The following is a 19,239-nucleotide window of genomic DNA, read 5'->3' as shown; positions in this document are numbered from 1 at the left end:
CTGCAATGTCGTTGGCATGACCCATGACGGATCATCGCAGACATTTCAGGGAAGGACCAAGACCATGAAGACCATCGCTTTCGCCGCCGCCATCGTCGCTGCCACCGTTGCCGTTTCGGCCGCTGCCACGCCTGCTTTTGCACAGCCGGAAGGCCGTTTCGGCGGCGCCAAGGTGACCTATGACGCCTCCACCGATCGCTATTGCTTCCGCGAAACCCTGACCGGTTCGATCATCCCGGTGACGCAGTGTCGCTCGAAGAGCGAATGGGCGCAGGATGGTCTGGCCATCAGCCACAATGCCCCCGTCGTTCAGCTGGCCCGTCGCTGATGCACTGCGCAGGCCCGGCTTCCCATCCCCTTCCCTATCGGTCCAGCCGGGCCGATCAGGGATTGGGGGAAGGCCGAGTGGCGGGCTGCTGCTGTTGCTGCCGCTGATGATCGCGGCCCAGCACATTGTCGATCCATTGCTGGTCGATACGCGGCGGCTGCGGACGATCGTCGGGATCGACCTCCAACTGCTGATCGTCCCCTTCATCACCGGACGGCGCAGGCCGCTGACGCTGCTGGACCGGCAGGCCGTTTTCATCGACCATCATGCCGCTGTCCACACCGCCCGATCCATTGTCCGGGCTGCCATAATAGGCCTCGTCATCCGGCTCCAGCTGCCATTCCGGCAGCGTGACCTGCGTCTCGAACTGCTCCACAGGACGCTTCGACACGGCCACCTTCATATAGTCGGCGAACGCCCGCGCAGGCGCGCGGCCGCCCTGTAGGCCGCCTACAGTCTTGGCATCGTCACGCCCCATCCAGACGCCGGTGGTGATGCCACTGGAAAAGCCCAGGAAATAACCATCCTTGTTGCTGGACGTCGTGCCGGTCTTGCCCGCCACCGGGCGACCGATCTGCGCCGCCTTGCCGGTGCCGGTCGACACGGCCGTTTGCATCAGGTCAGTCATGCCGGCGGCTACCCAAGGGGCGACCAGCACGCGGCTCGTATCATCCTGATGCTGGTAGAGCATCCGGCCGTCGGCCGTCGTCACCTTGGTGATGCCATAGGGCGTCACCGCAATCCCCTTGCGCGCGATCGACGCAGCAGCGCGGGTCATGTCGATCAGGCGCACGTCCGACGTGCCCAGCACCATCGAGGGATGAGTGTTGACCGGCGTCGTGACGCCAAAGCGGCGCGCCATGTCGGCCACGGTCGGGAAACCGACCTCCACGCCCAGCTTCGCCGCGACCGTATTGATCGAATAGGCAAAGGCGGTGCGCACGTCGATATCGCCGGCAAAGCGCCCATTGGCGTTGCGTGGGCTCCACCCGTTGATCGTCACCGGCTCGTCGGTGACGCCCGTGTCGGGCGTATAGCCCGCCTCCAGCGCCGCCATATAGACGAAGATCTTCCAGGCCGATCCGGGCTGGCGCGTCGCGGTGGTCGCGCGATTATAGTTGGACGTCACATAGTCCAGGCCGCCGACCATCGCCCGCACCGCGCCATCGCGGTCCAGGCTGACCAGCGCGCCCTGCGTGCCGCCCGGCACATTGGCCTTGATCGCGGACGTCGCGGCATTCTGCATGCCAAGGTCGATGGTGGTATAGACTTCCAGCGGCTCGTTCGGCTCGTCGATCAGCAGGTCGAGTTGCGGCAGCGCCCAGTCGGTGAAGTAGCGCACGCTGTTTTGCGGCGGCTCGGGCGCCATCTTCACGCTGGACAGGTCGGCGCCGGCGCGTTGCGATGCGGAAATGGCGTCATTTTCCTGCATCAGGTCCAGCACCACGCCGGCGCGGCCGATCGCGGCATCGGCGTCGGCGGTGGGGGAATAGCTCGACGGCGCCTTCACCAGACCGGCGATGATCGCCGCTTCGGGCAGGTCGAGCGATGTGGCGGGATGGCCGAAGAATTTCCGGCTCGCCGCATCGATGCCATAGGCGCCACCGCCGAAATAGACCTTGTTGAGGTAAAGTTCGAGGATCTGCCGCTTGGAGAATTTGCGCTCCAGCGCCAGCGCCAGCACCATTTCGCGGATCTTGCGGCCGAAACTATAGCTGTTGTTGAGGAAGATGTTGCGCGTCACCTGCTGGGTGATGGTCGAAGCGCCCTGCCAGCGGCGGCCGGTGCCGCGCCGTTCCACCGCGACCCAGGCGGCGCGCGCCATGCCGATCGGATCGACACCGGGATGCAGATAGAAGCGGCGATCCTCGGTCGAAACCATGGCATCGACCATCACTTCGGGAATCTGGTCGTAGCTCAACCATTGGCCGAAACTCGGCCCAAGCGACACGATCACGCTGCCGTCGGCGGCATGGACTCGGATCATCTGTCCGTTGGGGGAGGATTTCAGGCTGTCATAGTTGGGCAGCGACTGCATCGCGATGACCACTGCGATCACGAGTGCCAAAAATCCCGCGACCGCCGCAGCAAGGCCGATCTTCAGCCCGCGCAACGCCCATGTCTTCGCGCGGCCACGCGGCGCGCCCTTGCTCTTGCTAGATCCTGCCATTTGTGCCGCCTCGGATACGCGCTAATCCCGGCCCCGGCCAGCGCAAATCATGCAACCGGCGCGGAAAAAGACCGTCGCGCCGTCCATGGGGAATGGCGCTTTACCGGGAATGAACGGCACTCATGCAGTCATGATGCAGGCGGCGGGGAAAGGATGCGCAGGCCGCGCCGACACTGGCCGTAATTACGCCTCGTCGCGCGGCTTGAAGGCGAGGCCGGCGCTGTTCATGCAATAACGCAGGCCATTGACGCCAGGACCGTCGGGGAAGACATGGCCCAGATGCCCTTCGCAGGTGGCGCAGCGGACCTCGGTGCGGATCATGCCATGGCTGGCGTCGCGAATCTCCTCGACCGCGTCGATATCGACCGGGGCGGTGAAGCTGGGCCAGCCCGACCCGCTGTCATATTTTTCCTCGGCATCGAACAATTCGGTGCCGCAGCCGGCGCAATAATAGACGCCGTCGGCCTTGTTGCTGTTATATTTGCCGGTGAAGGCCCGTTCGGTGCCGGCTTCGCGCAGCACATGATATTGTTCGGGGGAAAGGCGGTCGCGCCATTCGGCTTCGCTCAGGGTCAGCTTGTCCATGGACGCAATATGGCGCTGTAGGACAGGTGGTTCAAGTCCGGGTTCAGGTAACTGTGGGAGGTCAGGCCCGCTCTCGTGCCGCCTGCCGCGCGATCGCCAGCAATTCGTGACGGACCAGCAGGTCGCCGGTGCCACGGCCCGACCGGGTGGCGCGTTCGGCGTCCAGCAGGCGCTGGATGACGCGGGCGATGCCGGGCGCATCCCATGTCCGCACCTGGCGCGTCACCAGCCCCTTCTCCTTCCAGAAGACCGCCTTGCCCGCCGCATCGACAGCACCCTCCAGCCGACCGCTGGCGTCGAAATCGGTGCGGATATTGGCGATGAGCATCGCGCGGCCCAGCAGCGGGCGGATGACGGCGGCCATCGCCGTACCGGTTTCGCTCAGGCTGCTCAGTTCGCGGTGCATGGCCTTCAGGTCGCCGCCCAACACGGCGTTGACCAGAGGCGCGACCTCCGTATCGGGATTATCGGCCGATAGCGCATCGAGCGCCTCTGCGGTCGCTTCGCGCGGACGATCCGGCGCGGCGTCCAGATAGAGGATCAGCTTTTCGATCTCGCCATTCATCAGCGCCCGATCGCCATTGGCCAGCGATACGATGCGTCGGGCCAATTCGGTCGACAGGCGCAACCCGCCGTCGCGGGCGATGCCGATGGCGATCTGTTCCGATTCGCGCGCGTCGGGCTGGTAGGAGATGCATGCCATGACGGCCTTATGCTCCAGCGCCAGCTTGACCAGCTTCGATGTCGCCTTGAGCGCGCCGGCCACCGCGATCACCGGATTGCCGGCAGCCTCCGCCTCCAGCAGGGCGGTCAATGCCGGCACCGATTCCTCGCCCATGCCGTTGACGCGAATCCAGCGCTTGTCACCGAACATGGAGAAGGCGGCGGCTTCGTCCGCAAGGCGTGCGGGATCGTCCTTCAGCGTTGCGCCGTCCAGGTCGATGCGTTCGGCCTGCGGCCCCATCGCCCGCTCCAGCCGCTTGGCCAGCGATTGGCTGCCCGCCTCATCGGGGCCGTAGAGCAGGAAGAAGCGGGTGTCGGCAGCCGATGTCTGACCGGCCGCGTCCAGCGCCCGTTCGATCTGGCCGCGATTGGCTTTCAAGGATTGGCGGCCTTGCGCGAATATATTGCCAGACGCGTGATGATCTGGTCCGCCACCGTCTGCGACAGCCGTTCCAGCGCCGTATCTTCGGCCGCGATGGTGGCATATTCGCTGGAGGTGACGTCGATGCCCGCGTCCGATCCGGCGGTGTCGTCCAGCAACTGCGCGCCGGTGCTTTCGTCGACCAGTTGATAGCGCGCCCGGAGCGTACGGCGCTCGCGCGTGATGGCGGCGTCGGCACGCAGGCCGAAACCGGCGATATTGTCGTCCAGCTTCACCACCAGCTTATAATGCGGGCCGGACCCGCCCTGCATGGCGGCGAGTCGATCGTTGAGCGCATTGCGCATCAGCCAGCCGGCCTTGCCCTCGATCGGTTCGACCGTGACATTGCCCAGCGCCTGCGCCACCGGCCCATGCCCACCCCCGCCATAGACGGGGCGCAACCCGCAGGCGGTGAGGAGCAAAGGCAGGGCGATAAGGGGCAGGATGCGCTTCATGCCAAACTCCATAACCGTTCGCCCTGAGCTTGTCGAAGGGCTGCTCTTCTCTTTGGAAAAGAACAAGGCTTCGACAGGCTCAATCCGAACAGGGTCTATCAGATCACGATATTCACCAGGCGACCGGGCACCACGATGATCTTCTTAGGCGTGGCGCCGTCCAGCGTACGGACGACATTGGGCGCGGCCAAAGCCAGCTTTTCCAGTTCGTCCTTGGGCGTATCCTTCGCCACCGTGATGGTGTCGCGCAGCTTGCCCATCACCTGGCAGGCGATGGTCACCTCGTCATCGACCAGCAGCGCCGGATCGACCGTGGGCCATGCGGCGTCGGCGATCAGCCCATCTCCGCCCATCTCCGCCCAGCCCTCTTCGGCCAGATGCGGCGTCATCGGCGCGACCAGCAGCGCCAGGCTGCGGATGGCGGCGGTGCGCGATGCCGACGGCTTGGCCTTCTCGATCGCGTTGGTCAGTTCGTAGATCTTGGCGACGGCCTTGTTGAAGCCCAGCGCCTCGATATCCTTGGCGATGCCATCGACGGTTTGGTGCAGCTTGCGGTCCAGCGCCTTGTCTTCACCCTGCGCCGACGCGTCGGCTTCGCCGAACAGGCGCCAGACGCGGTTGACGAAGCGCCACGATCCTTCGATCCCGGCTTCGGTCCAGGGCAGGTCGCGTTCCGGCGGGCTGTCCGACAGCATGAACCAACGCACCGCGTCCGCGCCATATTGGGCGATGATATCGTCGGGATCGACGACATTCTTCTTCGACTTGGACATTTTGATGACCCGGCCGACTTCGACCGGCGCATTGTCCGCGACCAGCGTGGCGCCATCCGACGTGCGGGTGATTTCACCCGGCGCGAAATAGACAGGGGGCAGCCCCTCGCCCTGTTCGCGGCTATACGTCTCATGCGTCACCATGCCCTGCGTGAACAGGCCGGTGAAGGGCTCGGCAAAGTCCAGCTGCCCCATATGTTGAAGCGCGCGGGTCCAGAAACGGGCGTAGAGCAGATGCAGGATCGCATGTTCCACGCCGCCAATATATTGGCCGACCGGCAGCCATTGCTCGACCGTGGCACGATCGAACGGCTTGTCGGACGGCTGGCTGGCGAAGCGGATGAAATACCAGCTGGAATCGGCGAACGTATCCAGCGTGTCCGTCTCGCGCACCGCCGCCTTGCCGCAGGACGGGCAATCGACATGTTTCCAGGTCGGATGACGGTCCAGCGGGTTGCCCGGAATGTCGAAGCTGACATCGTCGGGCAGCACGACCGGCAACTGCGCCTTGGGCACCGGCACCGCGCCGCAATCTTCGCAATGGATGACCGGGATCGGCGTGCCCCAATAACGCTGGCGCGACACGCCCCAGTCGCGCAGGCGGAACACGGTCTTGCCCGCGCCCCAGCCTTCCGATTCGGCGCGGCCGATGACGGCGGCCTTGGCATCCTCGACGGTCATGCCGTCCAGGAAGCGGCTGTTCACCAGATTGCCGGGGCCGGTATAGGCTTCGTTGTGGATCGGCGCGTCGGCCTCCCCTTCCAGCGCGACGACACGCTCGACCGGCAGCATATATTTGCGCGCGAAGTCCAGGTCGCGCTGGTCATGCGCCGGCACGCCCATGACGGCGCCGGTGCCATAGTCCATCAGCACGAAATTGGCGATGAAGACGGGCAGATGCCATTCGGGATCGAAAGGATGCGCGACGGTCAGGCCGGTGTCGAAGCCCAGCTTCTCCGCCGTTTCCAGTTCGGCCGCCGTGGTGCCGCCTTCCTTGCATTTTTCGATGAAGGCGACCGCATCCGGATTGTTCGCCGCTACCGCCTGCGCGACCGGATGGTCCGCCGCGATCGCGACGAAGCTGGCGCCGAAAATCGTGTCGGGCCGGGTCGAATAGACCTCGATCTCCGTGTCGAACGGTGCGACCGGCTTGAAGCTGAATTGCAGGCCGACCGACTTGCCGATCCAGTTTTCCTGCATCGTGCGCACCTTGTCCGGCCACTGGTCCAGACCTTTCAGGCCCTCCAGCAGGTCGTCGGCGAACTGGGTGATCTTGAGGAACCACTGGCTCAGCTTGCGCTTTTCGACCAGCGCGCCCGAGCGCCATCCGCGCCCGTCGATCACCTGCTCGTTGGCCAGCACGGTCATGTCGACCGGATCCCAATTGACCGCCGACTCCTTGCGATAGACCAGGCCCGCTTCCAGCATGTCCAGGAACAGCGCCTGTTCATGCCCATAATAGTCCGGCTCGCAGGTGGCGAGTTCGCGGCTCCAGTCGATCGCGAAGCCCAGCTTCTTCAACTGCGCGCGCATATTGGCGATATTGTCGCGGGTCCACGACCCCGGATGGACCTTCTTTTCCATCGCCGCATTTTCGGCCGGCATGCCGAAGGCGTCCCAGCCCATCGGATGCAGCACTTCATGGCCGGTCATCCGGCGGAAGCGCGCCAGCACGTCGCCCATCGAATAATTGCGGACATGACCGATATGGATGCGCCCCGACGGATAGGGGAACATCTCCAGCACATAGGATCGCGGCTTGGTCGAGGCGTCGTCCGCCTTGAAGCTTTGCTGCTTGTCCCATGTCGCCTGCCAGCGGGCGTCGGCCTCCAGCGGGTTGAAGCGCCTCTGCATGTCATGTCCTTACAAATGCGGGCGGGCTGGGCCTATTGCAAAGCCCAGCCCGAAAGGTTCGAAAAATCGGGCATTTATCATGCCCGCAAAGGGTTCAGGTCAGCCGATCGCCGTGCGGCGCAGGTCGCGCGCCTTGGTGAGGATGATCTCTTCCAGCTTCTGCACGGTGGCGGCGGCGACCGGGGCATCGACCCACTGGCCGCCCTGATTGACCTGGCGGCTGGCGGCAACGCGCAGCGCGTCGGCGCGCAGATCTTGGTCCAGGATCGACACGGTCAGCTTCATCCGTTCATTGGGCGTGTTGGGATTGGCATACCAGTCGGTGACGATCACGCCGCCGTTCGAATCGGTCTGCACCATCGGCATGAACGACAAAGTGTCCAGCGACGCGCGCCATAGATAGGCGTTCACGCCGATCGTCGTCACCTTCGACGCGGCGATGTCGGCTTTGGGCCGATCCTTGGAACCGCCACCGCAGGCGGCAAGCGGCAGGATCGCGACCAGCAGCAGGCCGGCGGTTGCAGAGGCGGAAAGGCGGCGGACCATCAGGCATGTCCTAGCTAGAAAAGACGAAAAACTGCCCGCTTCTATAGTGGCCGTGCGCCATGGGGCAAGGGCTAGCGTGGGGAAGCCTTCCCTCCAGTGCGACAGGTTGCGATGGTAGCGTTCACGCGGCGGCGCCGGAGTCTGTGTATTCCGTGCAACAGCTCAGACAAAAAGCCCTTCCGCCCCTAGCCAATGGAGGCTTTTGCGGTGTAAAGCGTTGTCAAATATATCGGGTGGGAACAAGAGTCGGGTCATGGTTATGAAAAGGGGACATTTGCTGGGAACGGGTGCGGCGATTGCCGTGACTGGCTTCCTGCTGTCACCCGCCATCGGTGCCGTGACCGATCTGGCCCGCCTGCGCCCCGAAGCGCCCGCTTCGCTGGGCAGCATCGGCTCCTTTACGCCCACGATCAAGGATCCGCGCCTGGCCGCGGCTTATGCCAAGATCGTTGCATCCGCGAATCAGCGTGGTTTCCGTTTTACCCCGACCAGCGGCTCGCTCAGCGGCCAGCGTTCGGTCACCGTGATGGTGCGGGCTGCAGGTGACGATCGCGTTGCCGTCAATCGCACGATCGACATGGTCGATATCAAACCGGTCGCGTTCAGCCTGAACGGTGCGCATAACTGGCGCAAGTTCGCCCTGCCCGACGCCGTCGGTCGCAAGGCACTGGACCCCGTACCAGTCCAGACCATGGTCGATGCGAAGAATTTCTCGCTGGATGACGGCAAGAAGGATCGTTTCAGCACCAAGGTGATGCTGGAAACCCGTCGTGAGCCGGGTGCGGCGGCGACGGTTCGCAATCCTTCGGCGGACAAGGATTATTCGCTGGATCTGGCCAGCTCCTATTCGCTGACGCGCAACCTGAACGTCACCGCCGGTGTGCGCTATAATAATAGCGTAGCAGGTCGCCTGACCCCGATGACCGACGATCGCCAGGACAGCCAGGCCGTCTATCTGGGCACCGTCTTCAAATTCTGATCGGCTTAGAGCGTTTTGAAGTCAGCTGTCACAGCTGACGGCTCGCAAAATTCGGACAATAAAACCTCCGGAAGCATCATCCGATTCGATCGCATCGGACGATGCTCCAGGGCGGCTGTTTCACGTGGATCGGTGAACCTCTTTCGGGACGATGATCCCGTTCGTTCCGGCAGCAAGATAATCGGGTGCAAATAGTCGCAGGTCGATAGGGGAAAGGGCTTTCACCCTCTCCCAAACCCGCAGCTTCACCCTCTTTCCAACATCATATCCGCAACCGGCGACGGCAGCGGCAGTCCGGCGAAATGGGCGGCCAGATTGGCCATCAATGTCTCCGCCATCCGTCCCACCGCTTCATGCGTAGCGCCGCCGGTATGCGGGGTCAGCACCACATTGGGCAGATCGGCCCAGCGCGCAGGATCGGTCGGTTCGGGATCGAACACGTCGAGGGCCGCGCCTCCCAGGCGTCCACTCCGCAATGCTGCGATCAGCGCGCTTTCATCCACCAACTGCCCGCGCGCGACATTCACCAACAATCCATCCGGCCCCAATGCGTCCAGAATGGCGGCGTCGATCATGCCGCGATTGCGCTCGTCGGCGCGGGCCGCGACCAGCAATATGTCGCTGTCCCGTGCCAGCGCGGCGACATCATCCGCCCTGGGCCAGGGCAGGTCGGATTTGGGCCGTGGTCCCCACCATCCGATCTTCATCTTCATCGCCTGTGCGCGTTCCGCCACGGCGATGCCGATGGCGCCCATCCCCACGATACCCAGGCGCGCGCCGTTCATCGAGCGGGTTCGCATCTTGCTCTCGATCGTCCACGCGCCGGCGCGCAGGTGGCGATCGCCCGCCACGATCCAGCGGCGATGGGCCAGCATCAGGCCGATCGCATGATCGGCCACATCCTCCGCATTGGCATTGCCGGCATGGGCCACGGCGATCCCGCGCTCGCGAGCAAGGGGCAGGTCCACCCCGTCATAGCCCACGGTGAAGCAGGCGATGAGGGTCAGGCGGGGCATGGCGTCCATCAGGTCGCGACCGAGCGGAAACTCGCCGGCCCAGACCAGCGCATCGACCTTGCGCAATTGGTCGGATGCCGGCGTTTCCCACAGGGCGATGACGTCATGGTCCGTGCGCAACAGCGGCAGCAGTGGCGCCAGCAAAGGCTGGCCCACCAACAACAGGGGACGAGTCATGACTCAGCCGATCTGCCGCAAAGCCTGAGCGAAGTCGGCGATCAGATCGTCCGCATCTTCGCAACCGATCGATATGCGCACCATATTGTCGCCGATCGCCAGCGCTTTCTTGCGCTCCGCCGGCACCGACAAATGGGTCATGGCGGCAGGATGGCTGGCCAGCGTCTCGGTCCCGCCGAGACTCACTGCCAGCTTGGCGATCTTGAGCGCGTCGAGGAAAGCGAAGGCCTCCGCCTCTCCGCCCTTGAGGTAAAGCGAGAAGGTCGATCCCGCGCCGGTGCAGTGGCGGCGATAGATGTCCGCCTGCCTCTCCGTCTCCGGAAAGCCCAGATAGACGACCTTCTCCACCTGCGGCTGGTCCTTCAGCCAGGTGCAGACCTTCTCCGCATTCTCGCCGGCCCGGCTCATCCGCAATTCCAGCGTCTCTAGGCTGCGCAACAGCATCCAGGCGCTATGGGGATCGAGGATGGTGCCGATCGTGTTGCGCATCAGGCGGATGCTGTTGATAAGCGCGTTGCTACCCAGCACCCCACCCGCGACCAGATCGCTATGTCCGCCGGCATATTTGGTGAGGCTGTAGATGACGAGGTCCGCACCATGGGCGATCGGCTTGTGCCACAGCGGACCCAGAAACGTATTGTCGATCGCGATCGGCGGGACATGTTCCTCGCCCGAAAATAGCGAGTCGCGCCGCGCGACCACCGCCTCCAGATCGACCAGAACATTGGTCGGATTGGCCGGGCTTTCCAGATAGAGCAAGGCGACGCGACCCAGACCATTCGCCTTCTCGATCGCGGCGCCAATCTCATCCTCGGTCGCGCCGGCGGGGAAGTCGATCCATTGCACGCCGAACTTGCCGAGGATCCGGCCGATCAGCGATTCGGTCGCGGCATAGAGCGGCGCGCTATGCACGATGACGTCGCCCGGCTGCACCAGCGCCAGCAGGGTGGTGGCGATGGCCGACATGCCGCTGGAAAAGAGCAAGGCATCCTCCGCCTCCTCCCATACCGACAGGCGATCCTCGCAAATTTCCTGATTCGGCCCGTTGAAGCGCGAATAGACCAGCCCTTCCGATCCGCCGGGACGAATGCCGGTCACGCCTTCGAAATGGCGCTTGCCCGCAGCGGCGCTTTCGAAGGCGAAGGTGGAGGTGAGGAAGATCGGCGGCTTGAGCGAGCCTTCCGACAGGGTCGGGTCATAGCCATGGCCCATCATCAGCGTGGCTGGCTTCAGCTTGCGGCCGTCAATCTCCATGATCGGGGCCTTGGGGCGGCGGCGGTTGCGCGGGGCCTCCACACCGGTCAGGTCGGCTTCGTTAAAATCGGGGGTGAAATCGGGCGTGTCGCCGGTCATATCATATCTCCTGCTGGCGGCGTCTGTGCGCCGCTGTCATGGGCAGGAGTGTAACGCAGGGCGCCGGCAAAGAGCCAGAGAAAGAGCGTAAGATTATTTCCTGCCGCTATATGATTATTCCGCGCATGGGCCCACCGCGCATCAGGCGACCAGCCCTTCCTCCACCTCGACATCCACCGGCGCGCCGTCCGCGCCGAGCGGCTCATGCGGCGGCAGGAAGCGTCCGACATTGAGCGTCTGGGCATAAAAGCCCCACCATTGGGTCCAAAAGGCAGCCGGCATGAACCAGATGTCGAAAAAAATATCGGGCGCCGCTTGGGGGCTGATTTTCTCGGTCATGATCTCTCCATAAGGCGTGCTGCGCGACAACCCTATACGCCTGATCCCGTGGGGAGTTGCGCGGTCCGGAATGATGACGCGCAATCTAACATGGCCGCAACGCCATGGCAAAGCAGGGACGATGACAGGAAGGACAAGGCACCCTACATCCAGTGGATGCCAGCTGCCCTTCCCGCCATCATCGAAAGCTGGTTCGCCGCGCGCGGCTGGCGCCCGCGCCGGCATCAGATGGATATGCTGGCGGCGGGGGAGAGTGGCGACCATGCGCTGCTGGTTGCTCCCACCGGCGCTGGCAAGACGCTGGCGGGTTTCCTGCCCAGTCTGGCCGACCTGATCCGCAACCCGACCGATCTATTGCACACGCTCTACGTCTCGCCCCTGAAGGCGCTGGCGGTCGATGTGCGGCGCAACCTGCTGACGCCGATCGAGGAAATGAGCCTTTCCATCAGCGTGGAGACGCGCACCGGCGACACCCCATCCGATCGCAAGGCGCGGCAGCGCGTCCGCCCTCCCCATATATTGCTGACCACGCCCGAATCGCTCTCGCTGCTGCTCAGCTATCCCGACGCCGCCCTGCTTTTTTCGGACCTGAAGACGGTGATCGTCGATGAGGTTCATGCCTTCGCCACGCAAAAGCGCGGGGATCTGCTGAACCTCTCCATGGCGCGGTTGCAGGCGATCAACCCCGCGCTGCGCCGCGTCGCCCTGTCCGCCACGGTCGCCGATGTAGACGCCTATCGCGCCTGGCTGGCACCCGATGGCGATATCGACACCGTGACGCCGGTGATGGGCGAAGCGGGCGCGGAACCCAATGTCGCTATCCTGATTCCCGAAGGCCGCGTGCCCTGGTCCGGGCATTCGGGCAAATATGCCGCAAAACAGGTGATGGCGGAGATTGAGGCGCGGCAGACGACTCTCGTCTTCTGCAACACGCGCGGCTTGGCCGAACTCATCTTTCAGGAACTCTGGTCGGTCAACGACGCCAATCTGCCGATCGCCATCCACCATGGCAGCCTGTCGATCGAGGCGCGGCGCAAGGTCGAATCGGCGATGGCGGCGGGCAAGCTGCGCGCCTTGGTGGCGACCGCCAGCCTCGACCTTGGCGTCGATTGGGGCAATGTCGATTGCGTCATTCAGATGGGGGCGCCCAAGGGCAGCTCGCGCCTGCTCCAGCGGATCGGCCGCGCCAACCACCGGCTCGACATGGCATCCGAAGCGATCCTGATCCCCGGCAACCGCTTCGAATATCTGGAGGCGCGCGCTGCTTTGGACGCGGTGGAGGCGGGCGAGCGCGATGCGGATGATTTTCGGCCCGGCAGCCTGGACGTGCTGGCCCAGCATGTGATGGGTCTGGCCTGCGCCGGACCTTTCCGCGCGGAGGAATTGCTCGCGGAAGTGCAATCGGCCACGCCCTATAGCGCGCTGACCCGCGAAGCCTTCGACCATGTGCTGCATTTCATCGAAGGCGGCGGCTATGCGTTGCGCGCCTATGACCGGTTCAAGCGGCTGACGCAGGATGCCGATGGGACTTGGCGTGTCTCCCATCCCCGCTTCATCCAGCAGCATCGCCTGAACGCCGGCATCATCGTCGATCAGCCCGCGCTGGCCGTGCGCTTCGCCAATGGGCGCAAGCTCGGCACGGTGGAAGAAGGCTTCGCCGCGCAGTTGCGCCCCGGTGATAGCTTCTTCTTCTCCGGTATGGCGTTGGAGGTGGTACGGATGGATACATCCGATCTGACCGTGCGCGCGACATCGAAACAGGCGCGGATCCCCAGCTGGGGCGGCACACGCATGGCCATGTCCACCCGCCTCGCAGACCGGGTCCGCGCGTTTCTGGCCGAACCCGGTGCCTGGCACCGCTTCCCCGAAGATGTGCGCGAATGGCTGGAGATGCAGAAGCTACGCTCCGCCCTGCCCCAGCCCGGCCAGCTCCTCGTCGAGACATTCCCGCACGAGGGGCGCCATTATCTTATCTGCTACAGTTTCGAAGGCTGGAATGCGCACCAGTCGCTCGGCATGTTGCTGACCCGCCGAATGGAGAGTCAGGGGCTGATGCCGCTCGGCTTCGTGTCCAACGATTATGCGCTGGCGGTCTATGGGCTAAAGCCCGTCACCGACCCGGCCAGTCTTTTCTCGGCCGATATTCTGGACCATGAATTTGTCGATTGGGTCGAACAGTCGAGCCTTTTGAAGCGCGCCTTCCGCGACGTCGCGGTGATTTCCGGCCTGATCGAGCGCCAGCATCCCGGCAAGCGCAAGACCGGGCGGCAGGTCACCTTCTCGACCGACCTCATCTACGACGTGCTGCGCAAATATCAGCCCGACCATCTGCTGCTCAAGGCGGCCTGGGCCGATGCCCGCGCCCGCATGACCGATGTCGGGCGGCTGGGCGACCTGATCGACCGGGCGAGCCAGACGATGCTGCATGTGACGCTGGACCGGGTCAGTCCGCTCGCCGTGCCGCTGCTGATCTTGATCGGCCGCGAACATGTCGCACAGACGGCGGCCGAAGATGCGCTGCTGATGGAGGCCGAGGCATTGGTGGCGCAAGCGATGCGGGTGGATTGACCCCTAACCGCCCAATCCGTTCATGGTTGCGAACGGATCGTCGGTCGCATCCTCGTTCCAGCGATATTCGGCGCGATGGGCGACCCAATGGGCCATGTCTTTCCCGTAAAGCTTGGCGATCAGGCCCAGCGCCATGTCCGTCCCCGCCGAAATGCCGGATGAGGAGATATATTTGCCATCCTCTACCCAGCGCGCATGCGGCACCCAGGCCACCTTGGCGCCCTGCGCCGTCGCCCATTTCCAGGCCATCTTGTTGCTCGTCGCTTTCACCCCGTCGATCAGGCCGGTCTTCGCCAGCAGGCCCGACCCGGTGCAGATCGTCGCGACCTGTGGCGTGGCCTGGGCGATGGCCTTGACCGATTCCATGAAGGCGGGATTGTTCACTTCCCGCCGCGTGCCGATACCGCCGGGAATCATGACGATGTCCAGCTTCGGCGCATCGGCAAAGCCATAATCGGCCACCGCCTGCGGCCCCGCCCCGCTTTTGACCGGGCCAGCCTTGTCCGCGATCATCAGGATTTCGACGCGATCCTTCAACATGCCGAACATTTCCAGCGGACCGAACACGTCGAGCAGTTCGAACCCGTCGAACAAGAGCATGCCCAGCTTCTTCTTTGGGCCGCTGGGCGCTACGGGCGGCTGGATGCTGACCTGCGCGGCAGCCTCGCCGGACAGGCTCAGCGTCGTTAGGGTCGCAGCGGCGATCAGCAAATCACGGCGGGATGCGTCAACGGTCATGCTCTTGTCCCTTTCGACGGGCGTTCCAATCGACATAACGATCAGAACGAATCTTCCCGCATATCCTCTCGGATGCCACCACAGCCCTTCAGCGTGCCTTCGCCAAAAGCGATCTGCACCCGGTCGGACCAGATCGCATCGCTCATGCCATCGCTGCACGGCCCCTCGGTCGCGGTCATCGCAAAGCCATCGCCCAGATAGCGAATCGCCCGGTCATCGCGTTCATGCACGATGCTATATCGCAGCGGCCGATAGTCCGGCCGTTCCAACAGGGCGGTCGACCCGCGCACCGTCACCGCCCAGAAAGGCTCCGTCCCGATCGCCTGATAATCGGCGGGCGTTGGGCGCTCTGGCGGTGTTCCACGTGAAACCAAAGGCTTGGCTTCGGCTCGCGGCGGCGTGGGTGCTGGCACAGGTAGCGGCGCGCTGCTTTCGTTTGCGACGCTATTGTTGATCGGTGTAGCGACCGTCGGCGTCGCTTCGGCCTTATTGGCGGCCGGGCCTTCCTCTCCGCAACCGCCCAGCAGCGCTAATGGAAGAAGCAGCCAGGCTCCCCTCATGCGCCGACGGCGTCCCGGCGGAAGCAATCGACCGCATGGTCGTTCACCATGCCGATCGCCTGCATCCAGGCATAGACGATGGTCGGCCCGACGAATTTGAAGCCGCGCTTTTTCAGATCCTTGGAAATCGTTTCGGACAGATCGGTCTTGGCCGGGAAATGCACCCCGTCATTGCGGATCGGCTGGCCGTCCACGAAAGCCCAGACATAAGCGGAAAAATCCTCGCCCGAATCGCGCATGGCGCAGAAAATCTGTGCGCCCCGGATCGTCGCCACGATTTTCGCGCGTGCCCGGACGATGCCGGGATCGCCCATCAGCCGTTCGATATCGGCGTCGTCATACGCCGCCACCTTGTCCGGATCGAATCCGGCAAAGGCGGCGCGGAACGTCTCGCGCTTGCGCAATATGGTGATCCAGGACAGACCCGCCTGGAACCCCTCCAGCATCAGCATTTCCCAGAGCATGCGCGAATCACGCTCCGGAACGCCCCATTCCGCGTCATGATAGGCGCAATAAAGCGGGTCCGCCGCACTCACCCAGCTACAGCGTGGCAGTGCGGCGTCGCTCATGGCTCAAACGTCCAGATTGGCGACGTTGAGCGCATTGTCCTGGATGAACTCGCGGCGCGGCTCCACCACATCGCCCATCAGACGCGTGAAGATTTCATCCGCGACGTCCGCCTGTTCGACCTCGACCCGCAGCATGGAGCGATTGTCCGGGTCCAGCGTGGTTTCCCACAGCTGTTCCGCGTTCATTTCGCCCAGCCCCTTGTAGCGCTGGATGGCGAGGCCCTTGCGTCCGGCGGTCAGGATCGCGTCGAGCAACTCGCTCGGCCGCGTCACCATCGCGCCCTTGGTCGGTGCGGCGGGCAAGTCGTCGTCATTCGCCTCGGCCGCCAGCGCCTTGACCGTGATCAGGCGACTGGGCGTCAGATAGCTGCCGGCATCCTCGGCCGCGATGCTGTGCAGCTTGCGCGCTTCGGCCGATCCGACGAAGCCGGCCTCGATTACATGATGGTCGGTGACGCCGCGCCACAGCCGCTGGAAGTGGAAGCCGCCCTCTTCGGCGACGCTGCCGGTCCAGCGCCCTTCGGCGTCCTGCGCGCCCATCCAGGCGACGGTCGCGGCCAGCCGCTGCGCCTGCGCATCCGTCGACAATTCGGGATCGAGCGCACCGTTCAGGCTCAGCGCCTCGATGATCGCGGGATTATAACGGCGCGGCACATAACGCATCACTGCGCGCATGCGGCGGGCATGTTCGATCAGGCTGCGCAGGTCTTCGCCGGTGCGCGGTCCGCCACCGGTTTCCAGCGCCATCGATTCGACGCCATTGTCGACCAGATATTGCTCCAGTGCGGCTTCGTTCTTCAGATAGACTTCGGACCGGCCGCGCGTCGCCTTGTAGAGCGGCGGCTGGGCGATATAGAGATGCCCGCCCTCGATGATCTGCGGCATCTGCCGATAGAAGAAAGTCAGCAACAGCGTGCGGATATGCGCGCCGTCGACATCGGCGTCGGTCATGATGACGATCTTGTGGTAGCGCAGCTTTTCCAGGTTGAAATCGTCGCGGATGCCGGTGCCCATCGCCTGGATCAGCGTGCCGACTTCCTTGGACGACAGCATCCGGTCGAAGCGCGCGCGCTCGACGTTCAGGATCTTGCCCTTCAGCGGCAGGATCGCCTGATTATGCCGGTTGCGGCCCTGCTTGGCCGAACCGCCGGCCGAGTCGCCTTCGACCAGGAAGAGTTCGGACTTGGCGGGGTCGCGTTCCTGACAATCGGCCAGCTTGCCGGGCAGCGATGCGATGTCCATCGCGCCCTTGCGCCGGGTCAGTTCGCGCGCCTTCTTGGCGGCTTCACGGGCGGCGGCGGCGTCGATCACCTTCTGCACGATCATCTTGCCGTGCGCGGGGTTCTCTTCCAGCCACTCGGCCATCTTGTCGGCCATCAGGCTTTCGAGCGGCTGGCGCACTTCGGAGCTGACCAGCTTGTCCTTGGTCTGCGAGCTGAATTTGGGATCGGGCAGCTTGACCGACACGATGGCGGTCAGGCCCTCGCGCATATCCTCACCGGTAAGGCTCACCTTCTCCTTCTTCAGCGCGCCGGACTTTTCCGCATAATTGTTGAGCGTACGGGTCAGCGCCGCGCGGAAGGCGGCCAAATGGGTGCCGCCATCGCGCTGCGGGATGTTGTTGGTGAAGCAGAGCACGTTCTCATAATAGGAATCGTTCCACTCCAGCGCGACGTCGATGGTCACATCGTCGCGGGTGCCCGAAATCGCGATCGGCTCCGGCATCATGGCCGACTTGTTACGGTCCAGATATTTCACGAAGGCCGCGATGCCGCCCTCGTAGAACAGCTCGACTTCCTTCTTCTCCTCATGGCGCGCATCGACCAGGAACAGGCGCACGCCGCTGTTGAGGAAGGCCAGCTCGCGATAGCGATGCTCCAGCTTCTCGAAATCAAACTCGATCTGGTTCTTGAAGGTGCCGCCGTCGCCGGGCGCCTTCTCGGTCGAGGCGAGGAAGGTGACGCGCGTCCCCTTCTTGCCGTCTGGCGCATCGCCCACGATCTTCAGCGGCGCGGTCGCATCGCCATAGGCGAAGCGCATCCAATGTTCCTTGCCGTCGCGCCAGATGTTGAGGTCCAGCCATTCCGACAGCGCGTTGACCACCGACACGCCCACGCCATGCAGGCCGCCCGACACCTTATAGGCATTGTCGTCGCTGGTATTTTCGAACTTACCGCCCGCATGCAGCTGGGTCATGATGACCTCGGCCGCCGACACGCCCTCTTCCTTGTGGATGCCGGTCGGAATGCCGCGGCCATTATCCTCGACGCTGACCGACCCGTCGGGGTTCAGCGTGATGGTGATCAGGTCGCAATGCCCCGCCAGCGCTTCGTCGATCGCATTGTCGCTGACCTCGAACACCATATGGTGCAGGCCGCTGCCATCGTCGGTATCGCCGATATACATGCCCGGCCGCTTGCGGACCGCATCCAGCCCTTTGAGCACCTTGATGCTGTCGGCGCCATATTCATTGCTGTTGGGGGTGTTGACGGGTTCTTCGCTCATGACCCAGCATATAGGGAAAGGCGCCATGAAACTAAAGCGAAACATGGCACCTTCCGCTGGCATCCGGCGCAGTCTATCACGGCCTATATGCGTATCGTCCCTGCCTTGCTGATCCTGCCCCTGCTGGCCCTTGCGGGCTGTTCGCGCAGCAATGACGTTTACGAGGAATTGCCCAACAGCTCGCTGGCCGGCGCCCCGCGCGCGGACGTGACCGAAAGCCGCATGGATGCGCCGGTCGCGCGACCCGTGACGATCGGGGAAGATGGCGCCCGGATGGATGCGTGTGGCGGCCTCGGCCAGGTAACCCGTGCCGGCGCAAGTGGCCTTCCCCTGCGGGCAGCGCCCTTTGACGATGCAAAGCCATTGGCCCTGCTGGCGGAGGGGCAACGGGCATGGATATGTACGCGCAGCATCGACCAGAAATGGCTGGGCGTGGTCGTGGTGCCTGCACCTGTAGACGGCGGCGACGTATCGGACTGCGGCGCCGCGTCCCCCGTGGAACGCAAGCAGCCCTATGCCGGTCCCTGCGCCAGCGGCTGGGTCGCCAGTGCCTATATACGGTCGATCGCGGGCTGAGGGA

17 protein-coding genes are annotated in these 19,239 nt (G+C 64.1%); 4 read left to right on the top strand and 13 right to left on the bottom strand.

Annotation, left to right across the window (positions count from 1 at the left end; genetic code table 11):
- Nucleotides 1–64 precede the first annotated feature (64 nt).
- Entirely contained in the window at nt 65–328 is a 264-nt protein-coding gene (locus tag F4U95_RS17865) for a hypothetical protein (RefSeq protein ID WP_120252249.1), read from the top strand.
- 55 nt (nt 329–383) lie between these two features.
- Here the strand turns inward: F4U95_RS17865 and F4U95_RS17860 are convergent, their stop codons facing one another.
- The 6 genes from F4U95_RS17860 to F4U95_RS17835 all read right to left on the bottom strand — a co-directional run bounded on the left by F4U95_RS17860 (nt 384) and on the right by F4U95_RS17835 (nt 7,855).
- The gene (locus F4U95_RS17860) at nt 384–2,498 is read right to left on the bottom strand and encodes a transglycosylase domain-containing protein (RefSeq protein WP_150426583.1); all 2,115 of its coding nucleotides are present in this window, start codon (nt 2,496–2,498) and stop codon (nt 384–386) included.
- 183 nt (nt 2,499–2,681) lie between these two features.
- Nucleotides 2,682–3,083, bottom strand: a complete 402-nt coding sequence (gene msrB / locus F4U95_RS17855) for a peptide-methionine (R)-S-oxide reductase MsrB (protein WP_120251375.1) — start codon at nt 3,081–3,083, stop codon at nt 2,682–2,684.
- Between the two features lie 61 nt (nt 3,084–3,144).
- Nucleotides 3,145–4,185 (bottom strand): DNA polymerase III subunit delta, encoded by a 1,041-nt coding sequence (gene holA / locus F4U95_RS17850; protein WP_120251376.1) that lies wholly within the window; start codon nt 4,183–4,185, stop codon nt 3,145–3,147.
- Nucleotides 4,182–4,682: an LPS assembly lipoprotein LptE gene (gene lptE / locus F4U95_RS17845; RefSeq protein ID WP_150426582.1), complete on the bottom strand. Its 501-nt coding sequence runs from the start codon at nt 4,680–4,682 to the stop codon at nt 4,182–4,184. The genes holA and lptE overlap by 4 nt, the downstream gene beginning before the upstream one ends.
- A 98-nt stretch (nt 4,683–4,780) precedes the next feature.
- Entirely contained in the window at nt 4,781–7,309 is a 2,529-nt protein-coding gene (gene leuS / locus F4U95_RS17840) for a leucine--tRNA ligase (protein ID WP_150426581.1), read from the bottom strand.
- A gap of 99 nt (nt 7,310–7,408) precedes the next feature.
- Nucleotides 7,409–7,855 carry a DUF3576 domain-containing protein gene (locus F4U95_RS17835; protein WP_120251378.1) on the bottom strand — a complete coding sequence of 149 codons (447 nt, stop codon included), beginning with the start codon at nt 7,853–7,855 and terminating at the stop codon, nt 7,409–7,411.
- A gap of 253 nt (nt 7,856–8,108) precedes the next feature.
- On the opposite strand from F4U95_RS17835, the gene F4U95_RS17830 reads away from it, so the two are divergent.
- Entirely contained in the window at nt 8,109–8,834 is a 726-nt protein-coding gene (locus F4U95_RS17830) for a hypothetical protein (protein WP_120251379.1), read from the top strand.
- A 245-nt stretch (nt 8,835–9,079) separates the two neighbouring features.
- Here the strand turns inward: F4U95_RS17830 and F4U95_RS17825 are convergent, their stop codons facing one another.
- The 3 genes from F4U95_RS17825 to F4U95_RS17815 form a co-directional block, all read right to left on the bottom strand.
- The gene (locus F4U95_RS17825; protein WP_150426580.1) at nt 9,080–10,027 is read right to left on the bottom strand and encodes a 2-hydroxyacid dehydrogenase; all 948 of its coding nucleotides are present in this window, start codon (nt 10,025–10,027) and stop codon (nt 9,080–9,082) included.
- Between the two features lie 3 nt (nt 10,028–10,030).
- On the bottom strand, nt 10,031–11,380 hold the full coding sequence (locus tag F4U95_RS17820; RefSeq protein ID WP_150426579.1) for a cystathionine gamma-synthase family protein: 1,350 nt from the start codon (nt 11,378–11,380) through the stop codon (nt 10,031–10,033).
- A 141-nt stretch (nt 11,381–11,521) separates the two neighbouring features.
- A complete protein-coding gene (locus F4U95_RS17815; RefSeq protein WP_120251382.1) occupies nt 11,522–11,719 on the bottom strand; it encodes a hypothetical protein in 198 nt (65 codons plus the stop codon).
- Nucleotides 11,720–11,875: 156 nt separating this feature from the next.
- On the opposite strand from F4U95_RS17815, the gene F4U95_RS17810 reads away from it, so the two are divergent.
- Nucleotides 11,876–14,287, top strand: coding sequence for a ligase-associated DNA damage response DEXH box helicase (locus tag F4U95_RS17810; RefSeq protein ID WP_150426578.1), 2,412 nt, complete (start codon nt 11,876–11,878; stop codon nt 14,285–14,287).
- 3 nt (nt 14,288–14,290) lie between these two features.
- Here F4U95_RS17810 and F4U95_RS17805 read toward each other — a convergent pair whose 3' ends face one another.
- The 4 genes from F4U95_RS17805 to gyrB are packed head-to-tail and all read right to left on the bottom strand — an operon-like array spanning nt 14,291 to nt 18,659.
- Nucleotides 14,291–15,025 carry a DJ-1/PfpI family protein gene (locus F4U95_RS17805; RefSeq protein WP_150426577.1) on the bottom strand — a complete coding sequence of 245 codons (735 nt, stop codon included), beginning with the start codon at nt 15,023–15,025 and terminating at the stop codon, nt 14,291–14,293.
- 41 nt (nt 15,026–15,066) lie between these two features.
- Nucleotides 15,067–15,585: a membrane-like protein gene (locus tag F4U95_RS17800; protein WP_150426576.1), complete on the bottom strand. Its 519-nt coding sequence runs from the start codon at nt 15,583–15,585 to the stop codon at nt 15,067–15,069.
- Nucleotides 15,582–16,154 (bottom strand): DNA-3-methyladenine glycosylase I, encoded by a 573-nt coding sequence (locus tag F4U95_RS17795; protein WP_150426575.1) that lies wholly within the window; start codon nt 16,152–16,154, stop codon nt 15,582–15,584. Before F4U95_RS17795 ends, F4U95_RS17800 begins: the two co-directional genes overlap by 4 nt.
- A 3-nt stretch (nt 16,155–16,157) precedes the next feature.
- On the bottom strand, nt 16,158–18,659 hold the full coding sequence (gene gyrB, locus F4U95_RS17790; protein ID WP_150426574.1) for a DNA topoisomerase (ATP-hydrolyzing) subunit B: 2,502 nt from the start codon (nt 18,657–18,659) through the stop codon (nt 16,158–16,160).
- Nucleotides 18,660–18,746: 87 nt separating this feature from the next.
- Between gyrB and F4U95_RS17785 the strand changes: the two genes are divergently transcribed.
- On the top strand, nt 18,747–19,235 hold the full coding sequence (locus tag F4U95_RS17785; protein WP_150426573.1) for a hypothetical protein: 489 nt from the start codon (nt 18,747–18,749) through the stop codon (nt 19,233–19,235).
- The last annotated feature ends 4 nt before the right edge of the window (nt 19,236–19,239 follow it).

It is taken from the genome of Sphingobium limneticum (assembly GCF_008710165.1).
In the GTDB taxonomy this organism is placed as follows: domain Bacteria; phylum Pseudomonadota; class Alphaproteobacteria; order Sphingomonadales; family Sphingomonadaceae; genus Sphingobium; species Sphingobium limneticum.
Note: the sequence above shows the minus strand (reverse complement) of the source record. Positions and strands in the feature narration are given on the sequence as shown.

Excerpts from the sequence above, each read along its gene's own strand:
- F4U95_RS17865 (WP_120252249.1), top strand. The coding sequence starts at position 65 with ATGAAGACCATCGCTTTCGCCGCCGCCATCGTCGCTGCCACCGTTGCC.
- F4U95_RS17860 (WP_150426583.1), bottom strand. The coding sequence starts at position 2,498 with ATGGCAGGATCTAGCAAGAGCAAGGGCGCGCCGCGTGGCCGCGCGAAG.
- msrB (WP_120251375.1), bottom strand. The coding sequence starts at position 3,083 with ATGGACAAGCTGACCCTGAGCGAAGCCGAATGGCGCGACCGCCTTTCC.
- lptE (WP_150426582.1), bottom strand. The coding sequence starts at position 4,682 with ATGAAGCGCATCCTGCCCCTTATCGCCCTGCCTTTGCTCCTCACCGCC.
- leuS (WP_150426581.1), bottom strand. The coding sequence starts at position 7,309 with ATGCAGAGGCGCTTCAACCCGCTGGAGGCCGACGCCCGCTGGCAGGCG.
- F4U95_RS17835 (WP_120251378.1), bottom strand. The coding sequence starts at position 7,855 with ATGGTCCGCCGCCTTTCCGCCTCTGCAACCGCCGGCCTGCTGCTGGTC.
- F4U95_RS17830 (WP_120251379.1), top strand. The coding sequence starts at position 8,109 with ATGGTTATGAAAAGGGGACATTTGCTGGGAACGGGTGCGGCGATTGCC.
- F4U95_RS17825 (WP_150426580.1), bottom strand. The coding sequence starts at position 10,027 with ATGACTCGTCCCCTGTTGTTGGTGGGCCAGCCTTTGCTGGCGCCACTG.
- F4U95_RS17820 (WP_150426579.1), bottom strand. The coding sequence starts at position 11,380 with ATGACCGGCGACACGCCCGATTTCACCCCCGATTTTAACGAAGCCGAC.
- F4U95_RS17815 (WP_120251382.1), bottom strand. The coding sequence starts at position 11,719 with ATGACCGAGAAAATCAGCCCCCAAGCGGCGCCCGATATTTTTTTCGAC.
- F4U95_RS17810 (WP_150426578.1), top strand. The coding sequence starts at position 11,876 with ATGCCAGCTGCCCTTCCCGCCATCATCGAAAGCTGGTTCGCCGCGCGC.
- F4U95_RS17805 (WP_150426577.1), bottom strand. The coding sequence starts at position 15,025 with ATGACCGTTGACGCATCCCGCCGTGATTTGCTGATCGCCGCTGCGACC.
- F4U95_RS17800 (WP_150426576.1), bottom strand. The coding sequence starts at position 15,585 with ATGAGGGGAGCCTGGCTGCTTCTTCCATTAGCGCTGCTGGGCGGTTGC.
- F4U95_RS17795 (WP_150426575.1), bottom strand. The coding sequence starts at position 16,154 with ATGAGCGACGCCGCACTGCCACGCTGTAGCTGGGTGAGTGCGGCGGAC.
- gyrB (WP_150426574.1), bottom strand. The coding sequence starts at position 18,659 with ATGAGCGAAGAACCCGTCAACACCCCCAACAGCAATGAATATGGCGCC.
- F4U95_RS17785 (WP_150426573.1), top strand. The coding sequence starts at position 18,747 with ATGCGTATCGTCCCTGCCTTGCTGATCCTGCCCCTGCTGGCCCTTGCG.